Below are 20,383 nucleotides of genomic sequence, written 5' to 3'. Positions count from 1 at the left end.
AAGCGTTAAATGTAGGGGTATTGGCAGTTTTGTTTAGTATTTGGGCGACAGATCACGCAAAAGTAGAATTGTGCAAATAAACGGCAGGGTAATTTTTGAAGGTCAGCAACAAAAGTTGATTAATTCTTTGAGGAACATGCAGTTATGCATGCTGTTGAAAAAGAGGAAGATACTGACTAACTCTAAAGTGGTATTTTACATGCACTTACAATTGATTAAAGACAACATTCACAGTGTGGTTATTTGTTACACATAGGGGCGAGCAATGTCATGACAGTGTAGGTGCGGTTACTGTCGTGAAAAACAATAAAAACCGCCATTGCAACAATGGCGCAATTCGGATGAAGCCCCTATGACAAGGATAAAAATAAACGCACGCCGTATCTTCAGCTTGTTGATTCCTTTTTTCTTTTTCACTTCTGTTCACGCTGAACAAACGGCCGCTCCCACGAAACCTGTAACTGTGGAAGCGAAGAATGAAACCTTTGCCCCGCAGCATCCCGATCAATATCTCTCCTGGAAAGCCACCTCGGAACAGTCAGAGCGTGTTGACGCCCTGGCGGAAGATCCACGGCTGGTGATCCTGTGGGCGGGGTATCCCTTCTCGCGCGATTACAACAAGCCGCGTGGACATGCCTTTGCTGTGACCGATGTGCGTGAAACCCTGCGTACCGGTGCGCCGAAAAACGCTGAAGATGGTCCGCTACCGATGGCATGCTGGAGTTGTAAAAGCCCGGATGTGGCGCGTCTGATCCAGAAAGACGGCGAAGATGGCTACTTCCATGGTAAATGGGCGCGCGGCGGCCCGGAAATCGTCAACAACTTAGGTTGTGCCGATTGTCATAACACCGCCTCACCAGAGTTCGCCAAAGGCAAACCGGAGTTAACCCTTTCCCGTCCGTATGCGGCTCGTGCGATGGAAGCCATTGGTAAACCTTTTGAGAAAGCCGGACGTTTCGACCAGCAATCGATGGTCTGCGGTCAGTGCCATGTGGAATATTACTTCGACGGCAAAAACAAAGCCGTTAAATTCCCGTGGGATGACGGCATGAAAGTCGAAAATATGGAGCAGTATTACGACAAAATTGCCTTCTCTGACTGGACTAATTCCCTGTCGAAAACACCAATGCTGAAAGCGCAGCACCCGGAATATGAAACCTGGACAGCGGGCATTCACGGCAAAAACAACGTGACCTGTATCGACTGCCATATGCCAAAAGTGCAGAACGCCGAAGGCAAACTCTACACCGACCATAAAATTGGTAATCCGTTTGATAACTTCGCCCAGACTTGTGCGAACTGCCATACCCAGGACAAAGCTGCCCTGCAAAAAGTGGTTGCGGAACGTAAGCAGTCAATTAACGACCTGAAAATCAAGGTTGAAGATCAACTGGTTCACGCTCACTTCGAAGCGAAAGCGGCGCTGGATGCAGGCGCGACGGAAGCCGAAATGAAACCGATTCAGGACGATATCCGTCATGCTCAGTGGCGTTGGGATCTGGCGATCGCTTCCCACGGCATTCATATGCACGCACCGGAAGAAGGTCTGAGGATGCTCGGTACGGCGATGGATAAAGCGGCGGATGCGCGCACCAAACTGGCGCGCCTGCTGGCGACCAAAGGCATCACCCATGAAATCCAGATCCCGGATATCTCAACCAAAGAGAAAGCCCAGCAGGCCATTGGCCTGAACATGGAACAAATCAAGGCTGAGAAGCAGGACTTTATCAAAACGGTGATCCCGCAGTGGGAAGAGCAGGCACGTAAAAACGGTCTGTTAAGCCAATAACCCCGTTCCGCCTCGCAAGGGGCGGAAAACACAATGGAGTGAATATGAGCGTATTACGTTCGTTATTAACTGCCGGGGTGCTGGCGTCGGGCCTGTTGTGGAGCCTGAACGGAATTACCGCTACCCCTGCGGCGCAGGCATCTGGTGATCGCTACGAAGTTACCCAGCAGCGTAACCCGGATGCCGCCTGTCTGGACTGTCATAAACCAGATACCGAAGGTATGCATGGCAAACATGCTTCCGTTATCAACCCGAATAACAAACTGCCGGTCACCTGCACCAACTGTCACGGCCAGCCATCACCGCAACACCGCGAAGGGGTGAAAGATGTGATGCGCTTTAACGAGCCGATGTACAAGGTTGGAGAGCAGAACAGCGTCTGTATGTCCTGCCATCTGCCGGAACAGTTGCAAAAAGCGTTCTGGCCGCACGATGTCCACGTAACCAAAGTGGCGTGCGCCAGCTGCCATTCCCTGCATCCACAGCAAGATACGATGCAGACGTTAAGTGACAAAGGACGGATTAAGATTTGCGTCGATTGCCACAGCGATCAGCGCACCAATCCGAACTTTAACCCGGCGTCTGTTCCGTTGCTTAAGGAGCAGCCATGACCTGGTCTCGTCGCCAGTTTCTCACCGGCGTCGGCGTGCTGGCAGCCGTCAGCGGCACCGCAGGACGCGTGGTGGCGAAAACGTTGAATATCAATGGGGTGCGTTACGGCATGGTGCATGACGAGTCGTTATGCATCGGCTGTACTGCCTGTATGGATGCTTGTCGGGAAGTGAACAAGGTGCCGGAAGGCGTCTCGCGCCTGACAATTATTCGTAGCGAGCCGCAGGGCGAATTTCCTGATGTGAAATATCGCTTCTTTCGTAAGTCTTGCCAGCACTGCGACCATGCACCGTGCGTTGACGTCTGCCCAACGGGTGCGTCTTTTCGCGATGCTGCCAGCGGGATTGTCGATGTTAACCTAGATCTCTGCGTCGGTTGTCAGTACTGCATCGCCGCCTGTCCGTACCGTGTGCGCTTTATCCATCCGGTCACGAAGACGGCGGACAAATGCGATTTCTGCCGTAAGACCAATTTGCAGGCCGGTAAGCTCCCCGCGTGCGTTGAGGCTTGCCCGACGAAGGCGCTGACGTTTGGCAATCTGGACGATCCCAACAGTGAGATTTCACAACTGCTACGCCAGAAGCCCACTTACCGCTACAAGCTGGCGCTGGGAACCAAACCGAAGCTGTACCGCGTACCGTTTAAATACGGGGAGGTGAGCCAATGACGCAGACTTCCGCATTTCATTTTGAATCGCTGGTGTGGGACTGGCCGATTGCCATCTACCTGTTTTTGATTGGTATTTCTGCCGGTCTGGTGACGCTGGCCGTGCTGTTACGTCGCTTCTACCCGCAGGCGGGTGGTGCAGACAGTACGTTGCTGCGAACCACGCTGATTGTCGGGCCTGGCGCGGTGATCCTCGGTCTGTTGATTCTCGTCTTCCACCTGACAAGACCGTGGACCTTCTGGAAGCTGATGTTCCATTACAGTTTTACCTCGGTGATGTCGATGGGGGTGATGCTGTTTCAGCTCTACATGGTGGTGCTGGTGTTGTGGCTGGCGAAAATCTTTGAACACGATTTGCTTGCCCTGCAACAACGCTGGTTGCCGAAGCTGGGAATTGTGCAAAAGGTTCTGAGCCTGCTGACGCCCGTTCACCGCGGACTGGAAACGCTAATGCTGGTGCTGGCGGTGTTGCTGGGGGCTTATACCGGCTTTCTGCTGTCTGCGCTGAAATCATATCCGTTCCTCAATAATCCGATTTTACCGGTGCTGTTCCTCTTCTCCGGCATTTCGTCCGGTGCGGCGGTGGCGTTGATCGCTATGGCGATACGCCAACGCAGTAACCCGCATTCCACGGAAGCGCACTTTGTTCACCGGATGGAAATCCCTGTGGTATGGGGCGAAATCTTCCTGCTGGTGGCGTTTTTCGTCGGTCTGGCCCTGGGCGATGACGGTAAAGTGCGTGCGCTGGTGGCGGCATTGGGCGGCGGTTTCTGGACGTGGTGGTTCTGGCTTGGTGTCGCCGGGCTGGGGCTGATTGTGCCAATGTTGCTCAAACCGTGGGTCAATCGCAGTTCCGGGATTCCTGCCGTGCTGGCAGCGTGTGGGGCCAGTCTGGTCGGGGTGTTGATGCTGCGCTTTTTCATTCTCTACGCCGGGCAGTTGACGGTGGCGTAAGCCAGAAAAGAGGTGGTTTCTGGACGTATTCCTTCCTGAAGTCGGTTTTCTGGCGTTGTTGTTAAGTCTTGGGGTCAACGTGTTGACCCCGTTGACGGCCTTCGCGGGAGTGCGGTTGCGCTGGCCTGCCATGATGCGACTCACTTGCATCGGCACTCTGGCACAGTTCGCGCTCCTGCTGCTCGCCTTTGGCGTACTGACGTATTGTTTTCTCATCAGCGATTTCTCGGTCATTTATGTCGCCCAACATAGCTATAGCCTGCTGTCGTGGGAACTCAAACTGGCGGCAGTGTGGGGAGGGCATGAAGGTTCGTTGCTACTTTGGGTGCTACTCCTTTCCGCGTGGAGTGCGCTGTTTGCCTGGCATTATCGGCAGCAAACCGATCCGCTATTTCCGCTGACATTAGCCGTTTTATCTCTCATGCTCGCCGCACTGCTACTGTTTATGGTGCTGTGGTCCGATCCATTCGTGCGGATATTTCCACCAGCAATCGAAGGCCGAGATCTCAATCCGATGCTGCAACATCCCGGTCTTATCTTTCATCCACCGCTGCTTTACCTTGGCTATGGCGGTTTAATGGTAGCGGCGAGCGTGGCGCTGGCGAGTCTACTGCGCGGCGAGTTTGATGGTGTCAGCGCCCGAATTTGCTGGCGTTGGGCACTACCTGGCTGGAGCGCATTAACGGCGGGGATCATCCTCGGTTCCTGGTGGGCCTATTGCGAACTGGGCTGGGGCGGTTGGTGGTTCTGGGACCCGGTGGAAAACGCCTCTTTATTACCCTGGCTTTCTGCCACTGCATTGCTGCACAGTTTGTCCCTGACACGCCAGCGGGGGATTTTCCGTCACTGGTCGCTGCTGCTGGCGATAGTTACTCTGATGTTGTCGCTGCTGGGCACGTTGATTGTCCGTTCTGGTATTCTGGTTTCGGTCCATGCGTTCGCGCTGGATAACGTCCGCGCTGTACCGCTGTTCAGCCTGTTTGCACTGATTAGCCTTGCGTCTCTGGCACTGTATGGCTGGCGAGCGCGGGACGGTGGCCCGGCGGTGCGTTTTTCGGGGTTATCGCGGGAAATGTTAATCCTCGCTACGCTGTTGCTGTTTTGCGCAGTGCTACTGATCGTGCTGGTGGGAACGCTTTATCCGATGATTTACGGCCTGCTGGGCTGGGGACGCCTCTCCGTTGGTGCGCCGTATTTTAACCGCGCGACGTTACCGTTTGGTCTGTTGATGCTGGTGGTGATTGTGCTGGCGACGTTTGTCTCTGGCAAACGCGTGCAGCTTCCGGCGCTGCTGGCTCATGCGGGCGTGCTGTTATTTGCCGCGGGGATCGTGGTTTCAAGCGTCAGCCGTCAGGAGATCAGCCTGAATTTACAGCCGGGTCAGCAGGTGACTCTGGCAGGATATACCTTCCGTTTTGAGCGCCTCGATCTGCAAGCCAAAGGTAATTACACCAGCGAAAAAGCGATAGTGGCGCTGTTTGACCATCAGCAACGCATTGGTGAACTGACGCCGGAGCGGCGTTTTTACGAAGCACGTCGTCAGCAAATGATGGAACCGGCAATTCGCTGGAACGGCATCCATGACTGGTATGCGGTCATGGGCGAGAAAACCGGACCGGATCGTTACGCTTTTCGTTTGTATGTACAACGCGGTGTGCGCTGGATCTGGGGGGGAGGATTGTTGATGATTGCGGGCGCATTGTTAAGCGGATGGCGGGGGAGGAAGCGCGATGAATAAAGGGCTTCTCACGCTACTGCTGTTATTTACCTGTTTTGCGCGCGCTCAGGTCGTAGACACATGGCAATTCGCCAACCCGCAACAACAGGAACAGGCGTTAACTATTGCCAGCCAGTTACGCTGCCCGCAATGCCAGAATCAGAACTTACTGGAATCCAATGCGCCGGTGGCAGTCAGTATGCGCCATCAGGTTTACAGCATGGTGGCGGAGGGGAAAAGTGAAGTCGAAATCATTGGCTGGATGACCGAACGCTACGGAGATTTTGTTCGCTATAACCCACCGTTAACCGGTCAGACGCTGGTGTTGTGGGCGCTGCCAGTGGTGTTGTTACTGCTGATGGCACTGATCCTCTGGCGAGTGAGAGCAAAGCGATGAAACAGCCTCAAATACCGGTGAAAATGCTGACAACACTCACGATATTTATGGTATTTCTCTGTGTCGGCAGTTATCTGTTAAGCCCAAAATGGCAGGCGGTACGTGCGGAGTATCAGCGTCAGCGCGATCCGCTATATCAGTTTGCCAGCCAGCAAACCCCGGAAGCGCAGCTTCAGGCATTGCAGGATAAAATCCGCGCTAATCCACAAAACAGCGAACAATGGGCGTTACTGGGCGAGTATTATCTGTGGCAAAACGATTACAGCAATTCGCTGCTGGCGTACCGTCAGGCGTTGCGACTACGTGGTGAGAACGCTGAACTGTATGCGGCGCTGGCGACGGTGCTTTATTACCAGGCCAGCCAGCATATGACCGCCCAGACTCGCACACTGATCGACAAAGCCCTCGCGCTGGACTCTAACGAAATCACCGCTCTGATGCTGCTGGCTTCAGATGCGTTTATGCAGGCGAATTACGCGCAAGCCATCGAACTATGGCAAAAAGTGATGGATCTCAACTCACCCCGGATCAACCGGACACAGCTGGTCGAGTCGATTAATATGGCGAAACTGTTGCAGCGGAGATCAGATTAATCATCTGGTGATGAAGATTATGTTATTGAGCTGCATAAAAAATAATCGAATGAACATATGCCCAAAATAATCACTAATCAGTATTATTGCAGGTTAAACAAATAAAAATCTTTCCATAACAAATGGTTATTCATTAATCCTGCCATAAACTCGCGTTATTATGCATTAATGCAGCGAAAAGCTCTGTTGTTAAAGGGTTGCGCAACATACCGCGCAAATGATACTGATTATAAGCGTTAAAAAAATCTACAAACCAACGCAACACAATTCATGCCCTGGCAGTATGTCACGTTCTCGCGTTTCTGAACGGGAACGGCGCTCCATTGAGGAAGTTATTCTGATGAAAAATATAAAATTCAGCCTGGCCTGGCAGATTCTGTTTGCTATGGTGCTGGGCATTCTCCTGGGAAGCTACCTGCACTACCATAGCGACAGCCGCGACTGGCTGGTCGTCAATTTGCTCTCTCCGGCGGGTGATATCTTCATCCATCTGATCAAAATGATTGTTGTGCCGATTGTTATTTCCACGCTGGTGGTGGGTATTGCGGGTGTTGGTGATGCCAAACAGCTCGGGCGTATTGGCGCGAAAACCATTATCTATTTCGAGGTGATCACCACTGTCGCCATCATTCTGGGGATCACCCTGGCGAACGTCTTCCAGCCCGGTGCCGGGGTGGATATGTCGCAGCTGGCAACCGTCGATATCTCGAAATATCAGAGCACTACAGAAGCGGTACAGAGCAGTTCCCACGGTATTATGGGCACGATTTTGTCTCTGGTGCCGACGAATATTGTGGCGTCGATGGCGAAAGGCGAAATGTTACCGATCATCTTCTTCTCGGTACTGTTTGGTCTGGGGCTTTCCTCCCTGCCCGCGACGCATCGTGAACCGCTGGTGACCGTGTTCCGCTCCATTTCTGAAACCATGTTTAAAGTGACTCACATGGTGATGCGTTACGCGCCGGTAGGTGTGTTTGCGCTGATTGCGGTGACGGTGGCTAACTTTGGTTTCTCGTCTCTGTGGCCACTGGCGAAACTGGTGCTGCTGGTGCATTTCGCCATTCTGTTCTTCGCGCTGGTAGTGCTGGGAATTGTGGCGCGCCTGTGCGGGTTAAGCGTCTGGATCCTGATTCGTATTCTGAAAGATGAGCTGATTCTGGCGTACTCCACTGCCAGCTCTGAAAGCGTGCTGCCGCGAATTATTGAGAAGATGGAAGCCTATGGTGCACCGGCGTCGATCACCAGTTTCGTGGTGCCGACCGGTTATTCTTTTAACCTTGATGGTTCGACGCTGTATCAAAGTATTGCCGCTATCTTCATCGCTCAGCTGTATGGTATTGACCTGTCCATCTGGCAGGAAATCATTCTGGTGCTGACGCTGATGGTGACCTCGAAAGGGATTGCTGGCGTGCCGGGCGTGTCGTTTGTGGTGTTGCTGGCAACGCTGGGCAGCGTAGGGATCCCGCTGGAAGGTCTGGCGTTTATTGCCGGTGTTGACCGTATCCTCGACATGGCGCGTACTGCGCTGAACGTGGTGGGTAATGCGCTGGCGGTGCTGGTGATTGCCAAGTGGGAACACAAATTTGACCGTAAGAAAGCGCTGGCTTATGAGCGCGAAGTGCTGGGCAAATTTGATAAAACTGCGGATCAATAATTGAGGATTGCCGGGGACATACACCCGGCAATGTGTGGATGCCTGATGCGACGCTTGCCGCGTCTTATCAGGCCTACATTAACCGTTAGTTAATTTTTCAAACTCTTCACACCCGGTATCAAACCCTTCCATACAGCTCAGGTTCAGCCAGTGCAGCGCCTTCTGTTTGTTCTTCTCGATAAAACCTTCTTCACCATTTAAGAACATCATTCCCGCCCAGTACTCGGAATAACCGGTTCGGGAAATCGCAGAGCTGCGTTTGAAATACCAGGTTGCCTTGTCATCGTCGGCCTTAATGCCCACGCCGTTGGCGTAAATCAAACCAAGCAGCATTTGGGCATCGACGGCAGAGTCGTTCTCCAGATCTTCCGAGGCGTTTTCTAACAGCGAAATCGCCTTTGGATAATCCGGTTTACCCGCTTGCGTATTTACCAGAATATGCGCCAGCGTCACTTCACCTTCTTTACTGCCTGCTTGCGCCGCTTTCTCTGCAAGAACTTTTGCTTGTGGATAGTCCAGACTGACCGGATTGGTGATTTTGATCTGCGCCAACAGCGCGCAGGCATCAGCATCACCGCTGTCGGCGGCTTTCTGTGCCCAATATTCGGCTTTGCTCAAATCGCCGGAGCTAAACCAGCTGTCAGCAAGAAAATATTGTGCGCGTCGGTCCCCGGCCTCTGCAGCCTTGAGATACTGACTGCCAGGCTCGGAGCCGTTCGCATGGGCAAAGAATGTCAAAAACAACATCAATGCGATAATTTTTTTCATTTTGATAATACGATTGGGTAGGGAGTGACCAGTATAAAGAGTTCGAATGGATAAAAAAACAGCCTCCGAAAGGAGGCTGTAGAAAGGACTGTATTACGCCAGTGCCGCTTCGCGCAGGCGAGTTTTCAACTTGTTGTACTCGTCAATCACGTACTGCTCGGCGGCGCGCTGATCGGCGATCGGCTCGACGCGCACGGCGCAGTATTTGTATTCCGGCGTTTTCGTAATCGGGCTTAAGTTTTCGGTAACCAGCTCGTTACAGGCACCAATCCACCATTGGTAGGTCATGTAAATCGCCCCTTTGTTCGGACGATCGCTGACCTGCGCACGGGTGATAATTTTGCCTTTACGCGAGTGCACCCAAACCAATGCCTCATCTTCAATACCCAGACGTTTGGCGTCTTCGGTATTGATTTGTGCGTAGCCTGGTTCATCAGCCAGCGCCGCAAGTGCCGCACAGTTACCGGTCATCGAACGGCAAGAGTAGTGACCGACTTCACGCACCGTTGACAGTACCATCGGGTACTCGTCGGTGAGTTTGTCGATTGGCGCTACCCAGTCGCAGGTGAAGAACTGCGCCAGACCGTTCGGGGTATCAAACTTCTCTTTAAACAAATAAGAAGTCCCCTGATCGGCATCTGAAGTATCGCGGCAAGGCCACTGAATGAATCCCAGTTCGCCCATTTTCTCGTAAGTCGCACCGTAGAAATCCGGGCACAGATGACGCAACTCATCCCAGATCTCCTGGGTGTTGTTGTAGTGCATCGGATAACCCATACGGGTGGCGATTTCACTGATAATCTGCCAGTCCGTTTTCAGATCCCACTTCGGTTCAACTGCTTTGAAGAAACGCTGGAAGCCACGGTCAGCCGCAGTAAACACGCCTTCATGCTCGCCCCACGACGTTGACGGTAAAATGACATCCGCCGCCGACGCGGTTTTGGTCATAAAGATGTCCTGAACGATGACCAGTTCCAGATCTTCAAAGGCTTTACGTACTGCCGACAGCTCCGCGTCAGTTTGTAGCGGATCTTCGCCCATAATGTACGCGGCACGCACTTCACCATGCGCTGCGCGGTGCGGCAGCTCGCTGATGCGATAACCGGTATGAGCAGGCAGGCTTTCCACGCCCCAGGCTTTGGCGAATTTCTCGCGGTTAGCCGGATCTTTCACATACTGGTATCCCGGATACGTATCCGGCAGCGCGCCCATATCGCAGGCACCCTGCACGTTGTTCTGACCACGAACCGGGTTTACACCCGCATGCGGCTTACCGAGGTTACCAGTCAGCATCGCGAGGCTGGTCAGAGAACGCACGGTTTCCACGCCCTGGTAGAACTGGGTTACACCCATGCCCCACAGGATGGCGGCGCTTTTCGCCTGGGCATACATCCGCGCCGCCTGACGAATCTCACTGGCGCTGACGCCGGTGATATCTTCAACCGACTCCGGCGTGTAGCCTTCAACGATTTTACGATACTCTTCAAAGCCTTCTGTACGGGAAGCGACGAACGCTTTGTCGTACAGATTTTCTTCAATAATGACATGGCCCATTGCATTCAACAGCGCGATGTTCGAGCCGTTTTTCAGTGCAATGTGCATGTCAGCAATGCGCGCAGTTTCAATTTTGCGCGGATCGCAGACGATAATTTTCGCCCCGTTACGTTTAGCGTTAATTACGTGATTCGCCACGATAGGGTGGGAATCCGCCGGGTTGTACCCGAAAACGAACACTAAATCGGTATTATCAATTTCGTTAATAGCATTGCTCATTGCGCCATTACCGACCGATTGGTGCAGACCTGCAACCGATGGGCCGTGTCAGACACGAGCGCAGCAGTCAACGTTATTGGTACCAATAACGGCGCGCGCAAATTTTTGCATTACATAGTTGGTTTCGTTACCCGTACCACGCGAGGAGCCGGTCGTCTGGATGGCATCCGGACCGTACTTCTCTTTGATGGCGCTCAGGCGCTCGGCAACGTAATTCAGTGCCTCATCCCAGGAAACAGGTTCGAGTTTGCCGCCACGCTGGCGACGGATCATGGGGGTTTTCAGGCGCGGGGTCAGGATCTGGGTATCGTTAATGAAGTCCCAGCCATAATAACCCTTCAGACACAGGGTACCCTGGTTGGTTTTCCCCTGCGCTGCCTCCGCCCGGACGATTTTGCCGTTATCGACGACCAGGTTGATTTTGCAACCTGATGCGCAATAGGGGCAAACCGTGACGACTTTTTTCATCGGTCTCGCTCCAGTTAATCAAATCACGCATACGCGCTCTCGACTACAGTATGCATCTTTTATGCCACATTTTATTTGGGGTCATTCCCTGATATTACGGGCACTATTTGTTCAAAACTCTGACGAAAAACAGGCTGTCGTCAGTTTTGACGTGACGAAACGAAATACCGCGTGACAGCCATCACGCGGCTGACATTTTATTTTTTCTCGAAGACGGGAGCCGCCTGATACCCGCCACCCAGCGATTTCATCAACTGAATGCTTTGGATCACCCGGCGGCTGTCCAGCATCAGTAATGACATCTCTTCGGCAAGCACCGGCAACTGGGCTTCGGTGGCCTGTAAGCGACTTGTTAAGCCTCGTTGGTAGGCGGCGTCGGCAGCGCGCTGGGTGAAGCGCGTTGCTTCTACGCGTTCTGCCTGCATCTCCCGCTCGTCGTTGAGCGTTTGCAGACGCGTGCCGTTGACTGCAACGTCGCGCACCGCATTCAGTACTGACTGGTTGTAACGTTCAATCATCATGTTGCTGGCGGCGCGTGTGCCTTCGAGATTGGCATTCAACCGTCCACCATCAAACAGCGGTAATTTCAGACCAGGAATGAAATTGAACTGGCGACTGGTTTTTTTGAATAAGGTATCCAGGTGGATGGCATCAAGGCCGAAAAATGCTTTGATATCAAAGCTCGGGTAGAACAGCGCCCGCGCGGAATCCACCTGATCTAATGACGCCTGAACATACCAGCGCATGGCTTGCAGATCCGGGCGTCTGGCGAGCAACTCATAAGAGAGTGTCGCCGGAATACCGGTCTGGGCTTGCGGTAATGCCACCGGTTTGATCACCGGCATATCGCTGGCTCCCGCGCCAATCAATGCACGCAGAGATTCTCGCGTTTCGGTGATTTGCCCTTTAACGGCAGCAATTTGTTTATCGACCGCCAGAATCTGTGCCCGCGCGCCGTGGAAAGGCACTTGCGCTTCCAGACCGTGCGCCACTTTACTCTGGTGCGCTTTCACCGCGTAATCAATCACATCGCGTGTTTGTTCTAACAGATCGAGCATCTGATAGCTGGCCTGCATACTGTAATAAAGCTGCGCTACGCCCGTGGTCAGCGATAGCTCTACTGCTGCGGTTTCTGCCAGCGCGGCATTATGCGCGCCAATGGCGGCAGCAACCGCTGAGCGATGCACACCCCACAAATCAAGATCCAGTCCGGCAAACAAACCGACTGTGGCTTCCGTATAGTACGGCCCGTCCATACCCAGTGCTGGCGCATCCATAGCATAAGGGCTTAAAAAGCCGTTCGCCGAGACACGTTGGCGGTTGAGCATCCCTAACGCTGCGACCTGTAATTGTGAACCGGCATCTAACAAATCGGCCTGCGACTGCGCTTTTTCTTCCCGCAGTTTCGCTTCGGCGAGGGTGTGTGAACCACTTAGCGTCCGTTGGATCAAAGCATCCAACTGCGGGTCATTGAGTTGTTTCCACCACTGCGCCTGCGGCCAACCGGAGCTGGCAAGATGAATATCATCGGCCAGTTTGATTTGTTCCGGTTTGAGCTGTTGATGAGGCGCAGAATCCTTACGCACCAGGGCACAGCCAGACATGAGGGTCGCGCTGCCGAGAATGCTGCATAACAGCAGGCGTGAAAGTTGACGATTGATCATTGCGTGGCTCCTTGTGCCTGTTCCGTGGCGGGCGTTAATGCCGGGGCTGTCCAGTCTGGCAAGCGGGCGAAAAGCTGGCAGACGTGTTGCTCCTGTTTTAATAAGGTCGGCAGGATGGCCTGCGAGGCGGGTGTTTCTTCAAGCGTTATTTGAGGAGAACGACTGAGTGCGGTTGCCAGACCGGCGGCGTATTTCTCCAGTGCGTCGGCAAACAGGCCTGCTCTGTCCGGCTGTAGTGCGTTATCCAGCGCCTGCGCCGAGTTCCAGGTTGCATCCCAGGCGTGAAGAATATCGCGGCCCTGACGAATAACCGTTTGCGAACGTTCAATCAGTAACGCGCGTTCTTCGCTATCCAGTTGACGTTCCAGCGCTACACGTTGGCACATCTCTTCAGAGGCATTAAACGCCGCATGCAGACCTATGCGAATTTGCAGATAAGTGCGCAGAGCCGTGACTTCCTGCTGGCGTGGGATCCGCATTACTTTACTCAACATACCCAGCGCGCCAGCCAGTTTTTGCGGCAGTGTGCGCGCTTCACTTTCAGGCCAGACAAAGGTGTAAATCACCGCGGACACCACGGTACCAATGATGATACCCAGGGCGCGATCGCGAATTTCCACCAGGTCGTACACCGGGCCAAAAACGTTTTCGAGCGTGGCGAGTGCGAAGGTGACCACCATCTGTGTGCCGATATAAGAAGAACGTTCAGAGCTGGTGGCAATCCATGCGCCCAACAGGAAAATCGGTGCCAGCACAAACAGCAATTCGACAATATTGTCCAGCCAGGGCATGACCAGTAACGTGAATAACAGCGCCAGAATTGCACCGCAGAAGGCACCGCCAAAACGCAGCGCCATTTTCTGATACGACGAACCAACATTCGGGTTAGCGACGATCACGCAGGTCAGCATACAGGTGTGAATGCCTTCCCAGTCCACGCCGCTGTAGAAGGTGTAACAGATCAAACAGGCGAGCAGCGTTTTTACCGCGTAGCGCATATAGTCTGGATTGGTAAAAGCATCGGCGACCATTGATGGCGGTTTGGCGGCGGGCGTTGGCGGCGTATTCGGGTCCATCTGACCCAGTTGCAACAATGTCTGGCAGATATTCTCCAGGTTACATTCCCGTGCCGCCATCGCTTCACTTTCAGTGATCCGCCAGTCGCTTTGCCAGCACTGACCTTCGGCAATGGCATGCTGCAGTTTGTTGATTTCTGAGGCTAATTTTTGCCGAAGTTCAATGATGGCCTGCGAATCTGCAAAAGAGGTGGGATCGTAGCGATTCAGCGTCGAGTAAATGTAGGTTACCGTTGCCACGCAGCTTTGCCACCATGCGCTCTGAGTTCGCCAGTTGGCATCGTCCGCGAGGCAAAAGGCATTGAGTTTTTGCAGCGCCAGCGCCTCTCTTTCAATCCGCGTTTCGGGTAGCGGGGCGAGGCTGTCCGTCAGGTGGCTAATGGCATCATCAAGCCGATCATTAAGCACCTGATGTATCTGCGTGATAGCGCGGCTGGGAAACCACAGCACGCCGATTAACGTCATCAATAACGTCGGGTAGAGGCCGACAACGATACACCACAGGGTTAAGCGCACGACCACTTCCGGATAGTCGAGCATGGCGGGGAATGTTTGCCCGTAAATAGCGACAATGGCGACGGCGAAAAAAACCAGCCCAAGCCGATGGGTGCGCATCAAAAACATGCAGCCCATCAGGATCGGCCCGGCAATGATCAATCGGATCAACGGTTCGCCATATGACCATTTGTAGATCAAAAACAGGCTGGCGATTTCCAGCATCGTGGCGACCACAAACAAGATCGCGACAAATTTGGTGTAAAACGCGTTCGACTGAATACCGTAAAACAGCACTGCCAGTGATAACGCCACAAAAGGGATCTCAAAAGTCATCGAGATCAGAATCACCAGCAAGCAGCCTACCCAGAGTTGCATAGTCTGCGGCACGCGGCCTGGTCGCCGCTCGCTTAACTCTTCATGAAAGAACGCCAGCAGCCTGACCACCGGTAATGGCAGGGAGTTGAGCGCGCTCATTATTGCGGCTCAAGATTAGCGACTGCCGAAGCGCCGATGCGGAACATTTCCGGGTCAGGTTTTTCAACCATGATTTTGACCGGAAAACGCTGGGCAACGCGGACCCAGTTAATAGAACGAGACACTTTCGGCAGGCCGCCCAGCACCAGGCCGCCGTCATCCGGTAGCACGCCGTAGCCAATCGAATCCACTTTACCTGCGAAGGTTTTGCCGCTGTCGCTCATCAGGCGAATGGTTGCGGGTGTACCTGAGCGAATATTTTTCAGATCAGTTTCGCGGAAGTTGGCGATCACGTACCAGTGACGAGTGTCGATTAGGGTGAAAATAGGGCGCATGGCAGAAGCAAATTGCCCGACGGAGGTTTTGAGGGAAATGACCCGGCCATCAAACGGCGCGCGAACGGTCGCCATTTCCAGATGCAGTTTCGTCAACGCAATATCCGCTTCCACTGCCGCACGTTGCGCCACCAGCGCATCCACGCCGCTGACGGCGCTGGCGGCTGACTGCGCCTGCAACAATACGGCGTTAAGATCGGCTTCTGCGGCGCGCTGCGCCGTTCTTGCACGGTCAACGTCTTCCGCTGAGACGAAACCTTCTTTCAGTAATGGCTCGGTGCGGCGTAATGTATCACTGGCCTGTTTCGCGGCGGCACGGGCTTTTTCTACCGTGGCATTAACCGAGTCGGCACCAAACTGTTGTGCGTCAACGCTACGCTGGGTGAGCATAATTTGCTTATCCAGCGCCGTGAGGGAGGCTTCGGCTTTCGCCAGATTGGCTTCGTACGGGCGCGGGTCGATGCGGAACAGCAAATCGCCCTGTTTCACCGCCTGGTTGTCGGTGACCGCCAGTTCTACAATGCGACCGCTGACTTCCGGCACCACATCAATGGTATCTGCTGACGCGTAGGCGTCATTAGTTGATGGCGCACTGTCTACGCGCCAGATAACGAAAACAAGGGCAACCAGCGCCAACGCAACCACTAACAGAGCAGGGAATTTACTGCGAGGAGCTTTTTTCGGCGTACTTTCCATGAGCGCGTCTCAAATAGATTAGAAAAATGCCAGCCAGAACAGCATGGCGTAGAGAGCAAAAAGGGCGGTATAAATAATTCCGACAAATGCCAGATTGATATTTGCCCGCTGAATAATTCGCCTCGTGATGAGCGTCAAAATAAGGCTGGCAATGGCGCAGAAAAACCAGCTGGGATAATAAGCGCCGATCACCGGGATTGCCGGAGATAATGAGCATCCCGAAACCATGAAGACGGGAATTATCCAGGCTGTTTTTTTGAGTTGCATCGCCATGCGAGAGAGAACTGTTGGCATATTAAATACATCCTGTCTGCTGCGAACAATATCTGTAGTGAATATCAATATCCATTGAAGGCGTCAGTATGGCTATTTTCTCGATGAATAAAAATAGCTTTATTCAGCCACCGCATTCATAACTTATATATTTTATGTATTAATTTGTTGTATGTATTTTTAAAATAAATGCTTTTGGGGGCTTAAGCGCCCCCAAAAGTGAGTGGCATTAATTTGGGGTTACGATATTCACCCACAAATCGAAATTATCCAGACAGGCAATAATTTCTTCCAGTTTCGCGCCATTGCCAATAATTTTGGCTTTCTTCGCTTTTACCAGATCCGCCATTTTGGCTTGTCCGGTCAGCACGGCGTGAAGATCTTCACGGCTGATATAGAAAGAGGCGTTGGCTTCAGGTTGTAGCGTTTTACGATAGTTAAGCACGCTATCGTTCAGCGTCAGGTTGAGGTTATCGCCGTTACTCATATTGAAGTTCAGGCTGATATTCTTACCTGCGGCTTTTTCGCTGTCGAGACGAACGGCCATAAAGTCGAACAGCATTTCGACCGACATCCCGCGAAGGGTGTCCGGAGAACCGGTGGTGCCGTGGCTGAACTTATGCACCCCTTCGCGCAGTTCTTTCGCGCCGGTCAGGTAGAAACCGCGCCAGGTGGCGGACTCGGCCTGATAACCCAACTGCTCAAAGTTATTCGCTTGCAGATTCTTCGCCACCTGGTCACCCGGATTGGCAGCAATCACCTGTTTCAGCAACTCTGCTGACCAGCGGTAATCCCCTTGCTTGTTCGCTTCTTGCGCCAGGTTGATGACACGGGCGGAACCGCCCAGCGCTTTCACGTAACGTTTGCCCATCTCCACCTGACCGTACGGATGTAGGTTAGCTGGATTGCCGTCATAATAGCCGAGATAGAAGTTATATACTGCACGGGCGTTGTGGCTAACAGAACCGTAATAGCCGCGGCTGGCCCAGTTATTGGCAAGCGCAGGTGGCAGCTTAATCATGTCGCCGATTTCATTCATGGTGTAACCCTGGTTCGCCAGGTGCAGGGTCTGGTCGTGAATGTATTTGATAGTATCGCGATATTTACCAATATAATCATTGATATGCTTATTGCCCCAGACCGGCCAGGTGTGCGGCATAAACAGTACTTCCGCGTCGTTACCCCACATATCCAGCGTTTCGTTCAGATACTCTGTCCACTTGCTGGTATCGCGGGTTTTCGCGCCGCGCAGGGTGTAGAAGTTGTGCAGGGTATGCGTGGCGTTTTCGGCGGTACACAGGGCTTTCAGGGCCGGAATATAGAAGTGCATTTCGGCTGGCGCTTCGCTACCCGGAGTCATCAGAAAGTCAAACTCCAGACCGTCGATAACCATCTTCTCGCCAGTTCTGACAATCGTTTTGGTTGGCGCAATAATGCTCGGGTCGCCCGTTGCCAGCGTCACGCCCAGGCCGTTGCCCACGTTGCCTTGCGCGTTGTGCGGCAGTAACAGACCGTAAGAGTAGAGCGCACGGCGGCTCATGATGTTACCCGCCAGCACGTTTTCGCTGATGGCTTCGTCCATAAAGCCTGCCGGAGCGATCACCTGCACTTTGCCAGATTTAACATCCGCTTCAGAGATAATGCCTTTCACGCCGCCATAGTGGTCGGTGTGGCTGTGAGTATAAATAACAGCAACAATCGGTTTTTGTGGACGATGTTGATAATAGAGGTCAAGTGCGGCTTTTGCGGCAGGCGGCGTTACCAGCGGGTCGATAACAATAATGCCTTTCTCGCCCTCAACGAATGTAATGTTAGAGATATCCTGGCCGCGCACCTGATACATTTTATCGGTGACTTTGAACAGGCCAGAAATGCCGTTGATTTGCGACTGACGCCACAGGCTGGGGTTTACGGTTTCCGGTGCAGCGGCATTAATATCAAATTTGTAATCATCCGCGCGGTAGTAAACTTTGCCATTCGCATCGCGCAGAATACCTTCATCCAGCAGCGGGGCGATAAATCCACGCTGGGCATCGTCAAAGTCCTGACGATCGCTAAACGGTAATGATTTTGCGTAATGCTGATTAACCTGCTGGGTATATTGAGTCGCGGCTTTCGCTTCATCTGTTGCGTGAGCGGTATTTACCATCATGCCGCTGGCGGCAGTTAACGCAATAACAATCCTGCTCAAACGGAATAACCGAGAGTTATTCATATAAATCTCCATTTATCATTTATGTCGTAAATATGTAATCCATGCAAAATACGTCATTTAAAGCTGGCGTTATCATAATTGGGAATTTGCGACTTTAATAAGTGGAAGTGTGAGCGGAACGAGCCATTTTATTAGGCATTTGTGCTGAAGAGGGAAAAGTAAGCGAATTCATTATCTCTGTAAATAATATGAGGTGTTTTATATATTTATTATATATATTGTACTTCGGCAAATACTGAGCACAATTAATCAATGCAACCGGTGTTTCTTATTAAAAAACGTACCGGAGCAATGGGCGGTCATGTCGCTGGCACCGCAGGATTCTGCGTTGCTGTGCCAGCCTTTTATTCATGGTCAATGAGTGAGGGGATTGATAAAGAAACCAGGTCGTCAGAGCGCACTGATTATCCGCATTACGCCAGTGAAGTTGCACTGGCTTTTGGTTCGCGAGTGGTTGGCCTCGAACTGGCAAAAATGATTGTGGATGCGTGGCTGGGCGCGCAGTACGAAGGCGGTCGTCATCAACAACGCGTGGAGGCGATTACGGCAATAGAGCAGCGGAAAAATTGAGATTCATCCACTACTTGCATGGATGAGTAATGACTAATGTGGATAGAGTTTCTTTTTGAGGTTGGCTAATGAAACGTTTTCCGCTATTTCTTTTATTCACCCTGCTCACGCTGTCCACCGTTCCGGCCCAGGCCGATATTATCGACGACACCATTGGCAATATTCAGCAGGCGATTAACGATGCTTATAACCCTGACCGTGGGCGAGACTATGAAGATTCGCGCGACGACGGCTGGCAGCGTGAAGTGAACGACGATCGGCGCAGACAATATGACGATCGCCGCCGCCAGTTTGAAGATCGCCGCAGGCAGCTGGACGATCGCCAGCGCCAGCTGGATCAGGAGCGTCGGCAGCTAGAAGATGAAGAGCGGAGAATGGAAGATGAGTATGGGCGGTGATGTTGAGTTTAGAGCAGGCATCGCCCCTCACCCATCACTCCACCCCAATCTCCATCCCATCAAACCCCGCCTCAAACCCTGACGGCAGTACGTTCTCCATCAGCCACACATCAAGCTGATGGCTGATATGTGTCAGAACCACGCGCGGCGAGCGGATAACTTCATTCAGCGCCAGCACGGTGTTTAAATCACAGTGATTGCGTGGCGAATTCGCGCGCGGTGGGTGGCTGCAATCAATCACCATTACCTGTGGCTGATTATTGCGTAAAAATTTCACCGTTTTTTCCGGCAGGCCTGCGGTGTCAGACAGCCACGCCACCCGGCTGTGCGCCGTTTCCAGTAGATAGCCGAAAGTGAGTTTCGAATGGTTGAGCGGCAGCGGCGTGACCTGTAATCCCTGCAAATCAAACATCACAAACGGCTCCACCGTGTGGCTGAAATCAAGCAGGCCCGGATGTTTAAACAGATCGTCGCAGCCCTGTTCATCCGGCGGGCCGTAGACCGGGATCGAATTGCCCACGCCCCAGCGCAGCGGAAACAGCCCCTGCACGTGATCCATATGGTAGTGTGTCAGCAAAAACTGCTGGAACGATCCGGGCGACCAGCGATCGGCGAGATCGTGCAGCCCGGCGTCGATCAGGGTGATCGCGTCGTTAAACTTCACGACGCCGCTGCATGGCTGGCGGCGATACTGCGGTGAGCGCCGCGCTCTGGCGCAGGCCGCGCACTCACAGCCCCATGCGGGAACACCCTGTGCGCCGCCAGTGCCAGTAAGTGTGAGGGTCAGGCTCAT

General features: G+C 53.0%; 18 protein-coding genes. 10 read left to right on the top strand and 8 right to left on the bottom strand.

Annotation, left to right across the window (positions count from 1 at the left end; all coding sequences use genetic code 11):
• Nucleotides 1-352: 352 nt before the first annotated feature.
• From nrfA to gltP, 8 genes are all read left to right on the top strand, one after another.
• Complete coding sequence (gene nrfA / locus AACU19_RS14340) at nucleotides 353-1,789, top strand: ammonia-forming nitrite reductase cytochrome c552 subunit (RefSeq protein WP_105279078.1); 1,437 nt, start codon at nucleotides 353-355, stop codon at nucleotides 1,787-1,789.
• Nucleotides 1,790-1,833: 44 nt separating this feature from the next.
• Nucleotides 1,834-2,400, top strand: coding sequence for a cytochrome c nitrite reductase pentaheme subunit (nrfB, locus tag AACU19_RS14335; protein ID WP_001296647.1), 567 nt, complete (start codon nucleotides 1,834-1,836; stop codon nucleotides 2,398-2,400).
• On the top strand, nucleotides 2,397-3,068 hold the full coding sequence (gene nrfC, locus AACU19_RS14330) for a cytochrome c nitrite reductase Fe-S protein (RefSeq protein ID WP_032304304.1): 672 nt from the start codon (nucleotides 2,397-2,399) through the stop codon (nucleotides 3,066-3,068). Before nrfB ends, nrfC begins: the two co-directional genes overlap by 4 nt.
• On the top strand, nucleotides 3,065-4,021 hold the full coding sequence (nrfD, locus tag AACU19_RS14325) for a cytochrome c nitrite reductase subunit NrfD (protein ID WP_000195167.1): 957 nt from the start codon (nucleotides 3,065-3,067) through the stop codon (nucleotides 4,019-4,021). Before nrfC ends, nrfD begins: the two co-directional genes overlap by 4 nt.
• 19 nt (nucleotides 4,022-4,040) lie before the next feature.
• On the top strand, nucleotides 4,041-5,759 hold the full coding sequence (locus tag AACU19_RS14320) for a heme lyase CcmF/NrfE family subunit (protein WP_105279077.1): 1,719 nt from the start codon (nucleotides 4,041-4,043) through the stop codon (nucleotides 5,757-5,759).
• Entirely contained in the window at nucleotides 5,752-6,135 is a 384-nt protein-coding gene (gene nrfF / locus AACU19_RS14315; RefSeq protein ID WP_105271907.1) for a heme lyase NrfEFG subunit NrfF, read from the top strand. Before AACU19_RS14320 ends, nrfF begins: the two co-directional genes overlap by 8 nt.
• Nucleotides 6,132-6,728: a heme lyase NrfEFG subunit NrfG gene (gene nrfG, locus AACU19_RS14310; RefSeq protein ID WP_105279076.1), complete on the top strand. Its 597-nt coding sequence runs from the start codon at nucleotides 6,132-6,134 to the stop codon at nucleotides 6,726-6,728. The genes nrfF and nrfG overlap by 4 nt, the downstream gene beginning before the upstream one ends.
• Nucleotides 6,729-7,068: 340 nt before the next feature.
• A complete protein-coding gene (gltP, locus tag AACU19_RS14305) occupies nucleotides 7,069-8,382 on the top strand; it encodes a glutamate/aspartate:proton symporter GltP (protein WP_000789589.1) in 1,314 nt (437 codons plus the stop codon).
• 78 nt (nucleotides 8,383-8,460) lie between these two features.
• On the opposite strand, the gene yjcO is transcribed toward gltP, so the two are convergent.
• The 7 genes from yjcO to yjcS all read right to left on the bottom strand — a co-directional run bounded on the left by yjcO (nucleotide 8,461) and on the right by yjcS (nucleotide 18,622).
• Complete coding sequence (yjcO, locus tag AACU19_RS14300) at nucleotides 8,461-9,150, bottom strand: Sel1 family TPR-like repeat protein YjcO (protein WP_000719893.1); 690 nt, start codon at nucleotides 9,148-9,150, stop codon at nucleotides 8,461-8,463.
• A 93-nt stretch (nucleotides 9,151-9,243) separates the two neighbouring features.
• Nucleotides 9,244-11,391, bottom strand: a complete 2,148-nt coding sequence (gene fdhF / locus AACU19_RS14295; RefSeq protein ID WP_001300547.1) for a formate dehydrogenase subunit alpha — start codon at nucleotides 11,389-11,391, stop codon at nucleotides 9,244-9,246.
• 197 nt (nucleotides 11,392-11,588) lie between these two features.
• Nucleotides 11,589-13,055: a multidrug efflux transporter outer membrane subunit MdtP gene (gene mdtP, locus AACU19_RS14290; RefSeq protein WP_105279075.1), complete on the bottom strand. Its 1,467-nt coding sequence runs from the start codon at nucleotides 13,053-13,055 to the stop codon at nucleotides 11,589-11,591.
• On the bottom strand, nucleotides 13,052-15,103 hold the full coding sequence (mdtO, locus tag AACU19_RS14285) for a multidrug efflux transporter permease subunit MdtO (RefSeq protein ID WP_105279074.1): 2,052 nt from the start codon (nucleotides 15,101-15,103) through the stop codon (nucleotides 13,052-13,054). The genes mdtP and mdtO overlap by 4 nt, the downstream gene beginning before the upstream one ends.
• Nucleotides 15,103-16,134 (bottom strand): multidrug efflux transporter periplasmic adaptor subunit MdtN, encoded by a 1,032-nt coding sequence (gene mdtN, locus AACU19_RS14280; protein WP_039021433.1) that lies wholly within the window; start codon nucleotides 16,132-16,134, stop codon nucleotides 15,103-15,105. Before mdtN ends, mdtO begins: the two co-directional genes overlap by 1 nt.
• Before the next feature lie 18 nt (nucleotides 16,135-16,152).
• A complete protein-coding gene (locus AACU19_RS14275) occupies nucleotides 16,153-16,428 on the bottom strand; it encodes a YtcA family lipoprotein (protein WP_001305715.1) in 276 nt (91 codons plus the stop codon).
• A 208-nt stretch (nucleotides 16,429-16,636) separates the two neighbouring features.
• Nucleotides 16,637-18,622, bottom strand: a complete 1,986-nt coding sequence (gene yjcS, locus AACU19_RS14270) for an alkyl sulfatase YjcS (protein WP_105279073.1) — start codon at nucleotides 18,620-18,622, stop codon at nucleotides 16,637-16,639.
• A 252-nt stretch (nucleotides 18,623-18,874) separates the two neighbouring features.
• Between yjcS and AACU19_RS14265 the strand changes: the two genes are divergently transcribed.
• Together AACU19_RS14265 and yjdP are read left to right on the top strand one after the other, a co-directional pair.
• Nucleotides 18,875-19,192: an RpiB/LacA/LacB family sugar-phosphate isomerase gene (locus AACU19_RS14265; protein ID WP_001183291.1), complete on the top strand. Its 318-nt coding sequence runs from the start codon at nucleotides 18,875-18,877 to the stop codon at nucleotides 19,190-19,192.
• Nucleotides 19,193-19,260: 68 nt separating this feature from the next.
• On the top strand, nucleotides 19,261-19,590 hold the full coding sequence (yjdP, locus tag AACU19_RS14260) for a DDRRRQL repeat protein YjdP (protein WP_000819739.1): 330 nt from the start codon (nucleotides 19,261-19,263) through the stop codon (nucleotides 19,588-19,590).
• A 34-nt stretch (nucleotides 19,591-19,624) separates the two neighbouring features.
• Here the strand turns inward: yjdP and phnP are convergent, their stop codons facing one another.
• Nucleotides 19,625-20,383, bottom strand: a complete 759-nt coding sequence (phnP, locus tag AACU19_RS14255) for a phosphonate metabolism protein PhnP (RefSeq protein WP_032304310.1) — start codon at nucleotides 20,381-20,383, stop codon at nucleotides 19,625-19,627.

The sequence above is a fragment of the Escherichia sp. MOD1-EC4550 genome (assembly GCF_963876935.1).
GTDB classification, from domain to species: Bacteria; Pseudomonadota; Gammaproteobacteria; order Enterobacterales; family Enterobacteriaceae; genus Escherichia; species Escherichia coli_F.
The sequence above is the reverse complement of the archived record's forward strand: the minus strand, read 5'-3'. Positions and strand labels throughout refer to the sequence as shown.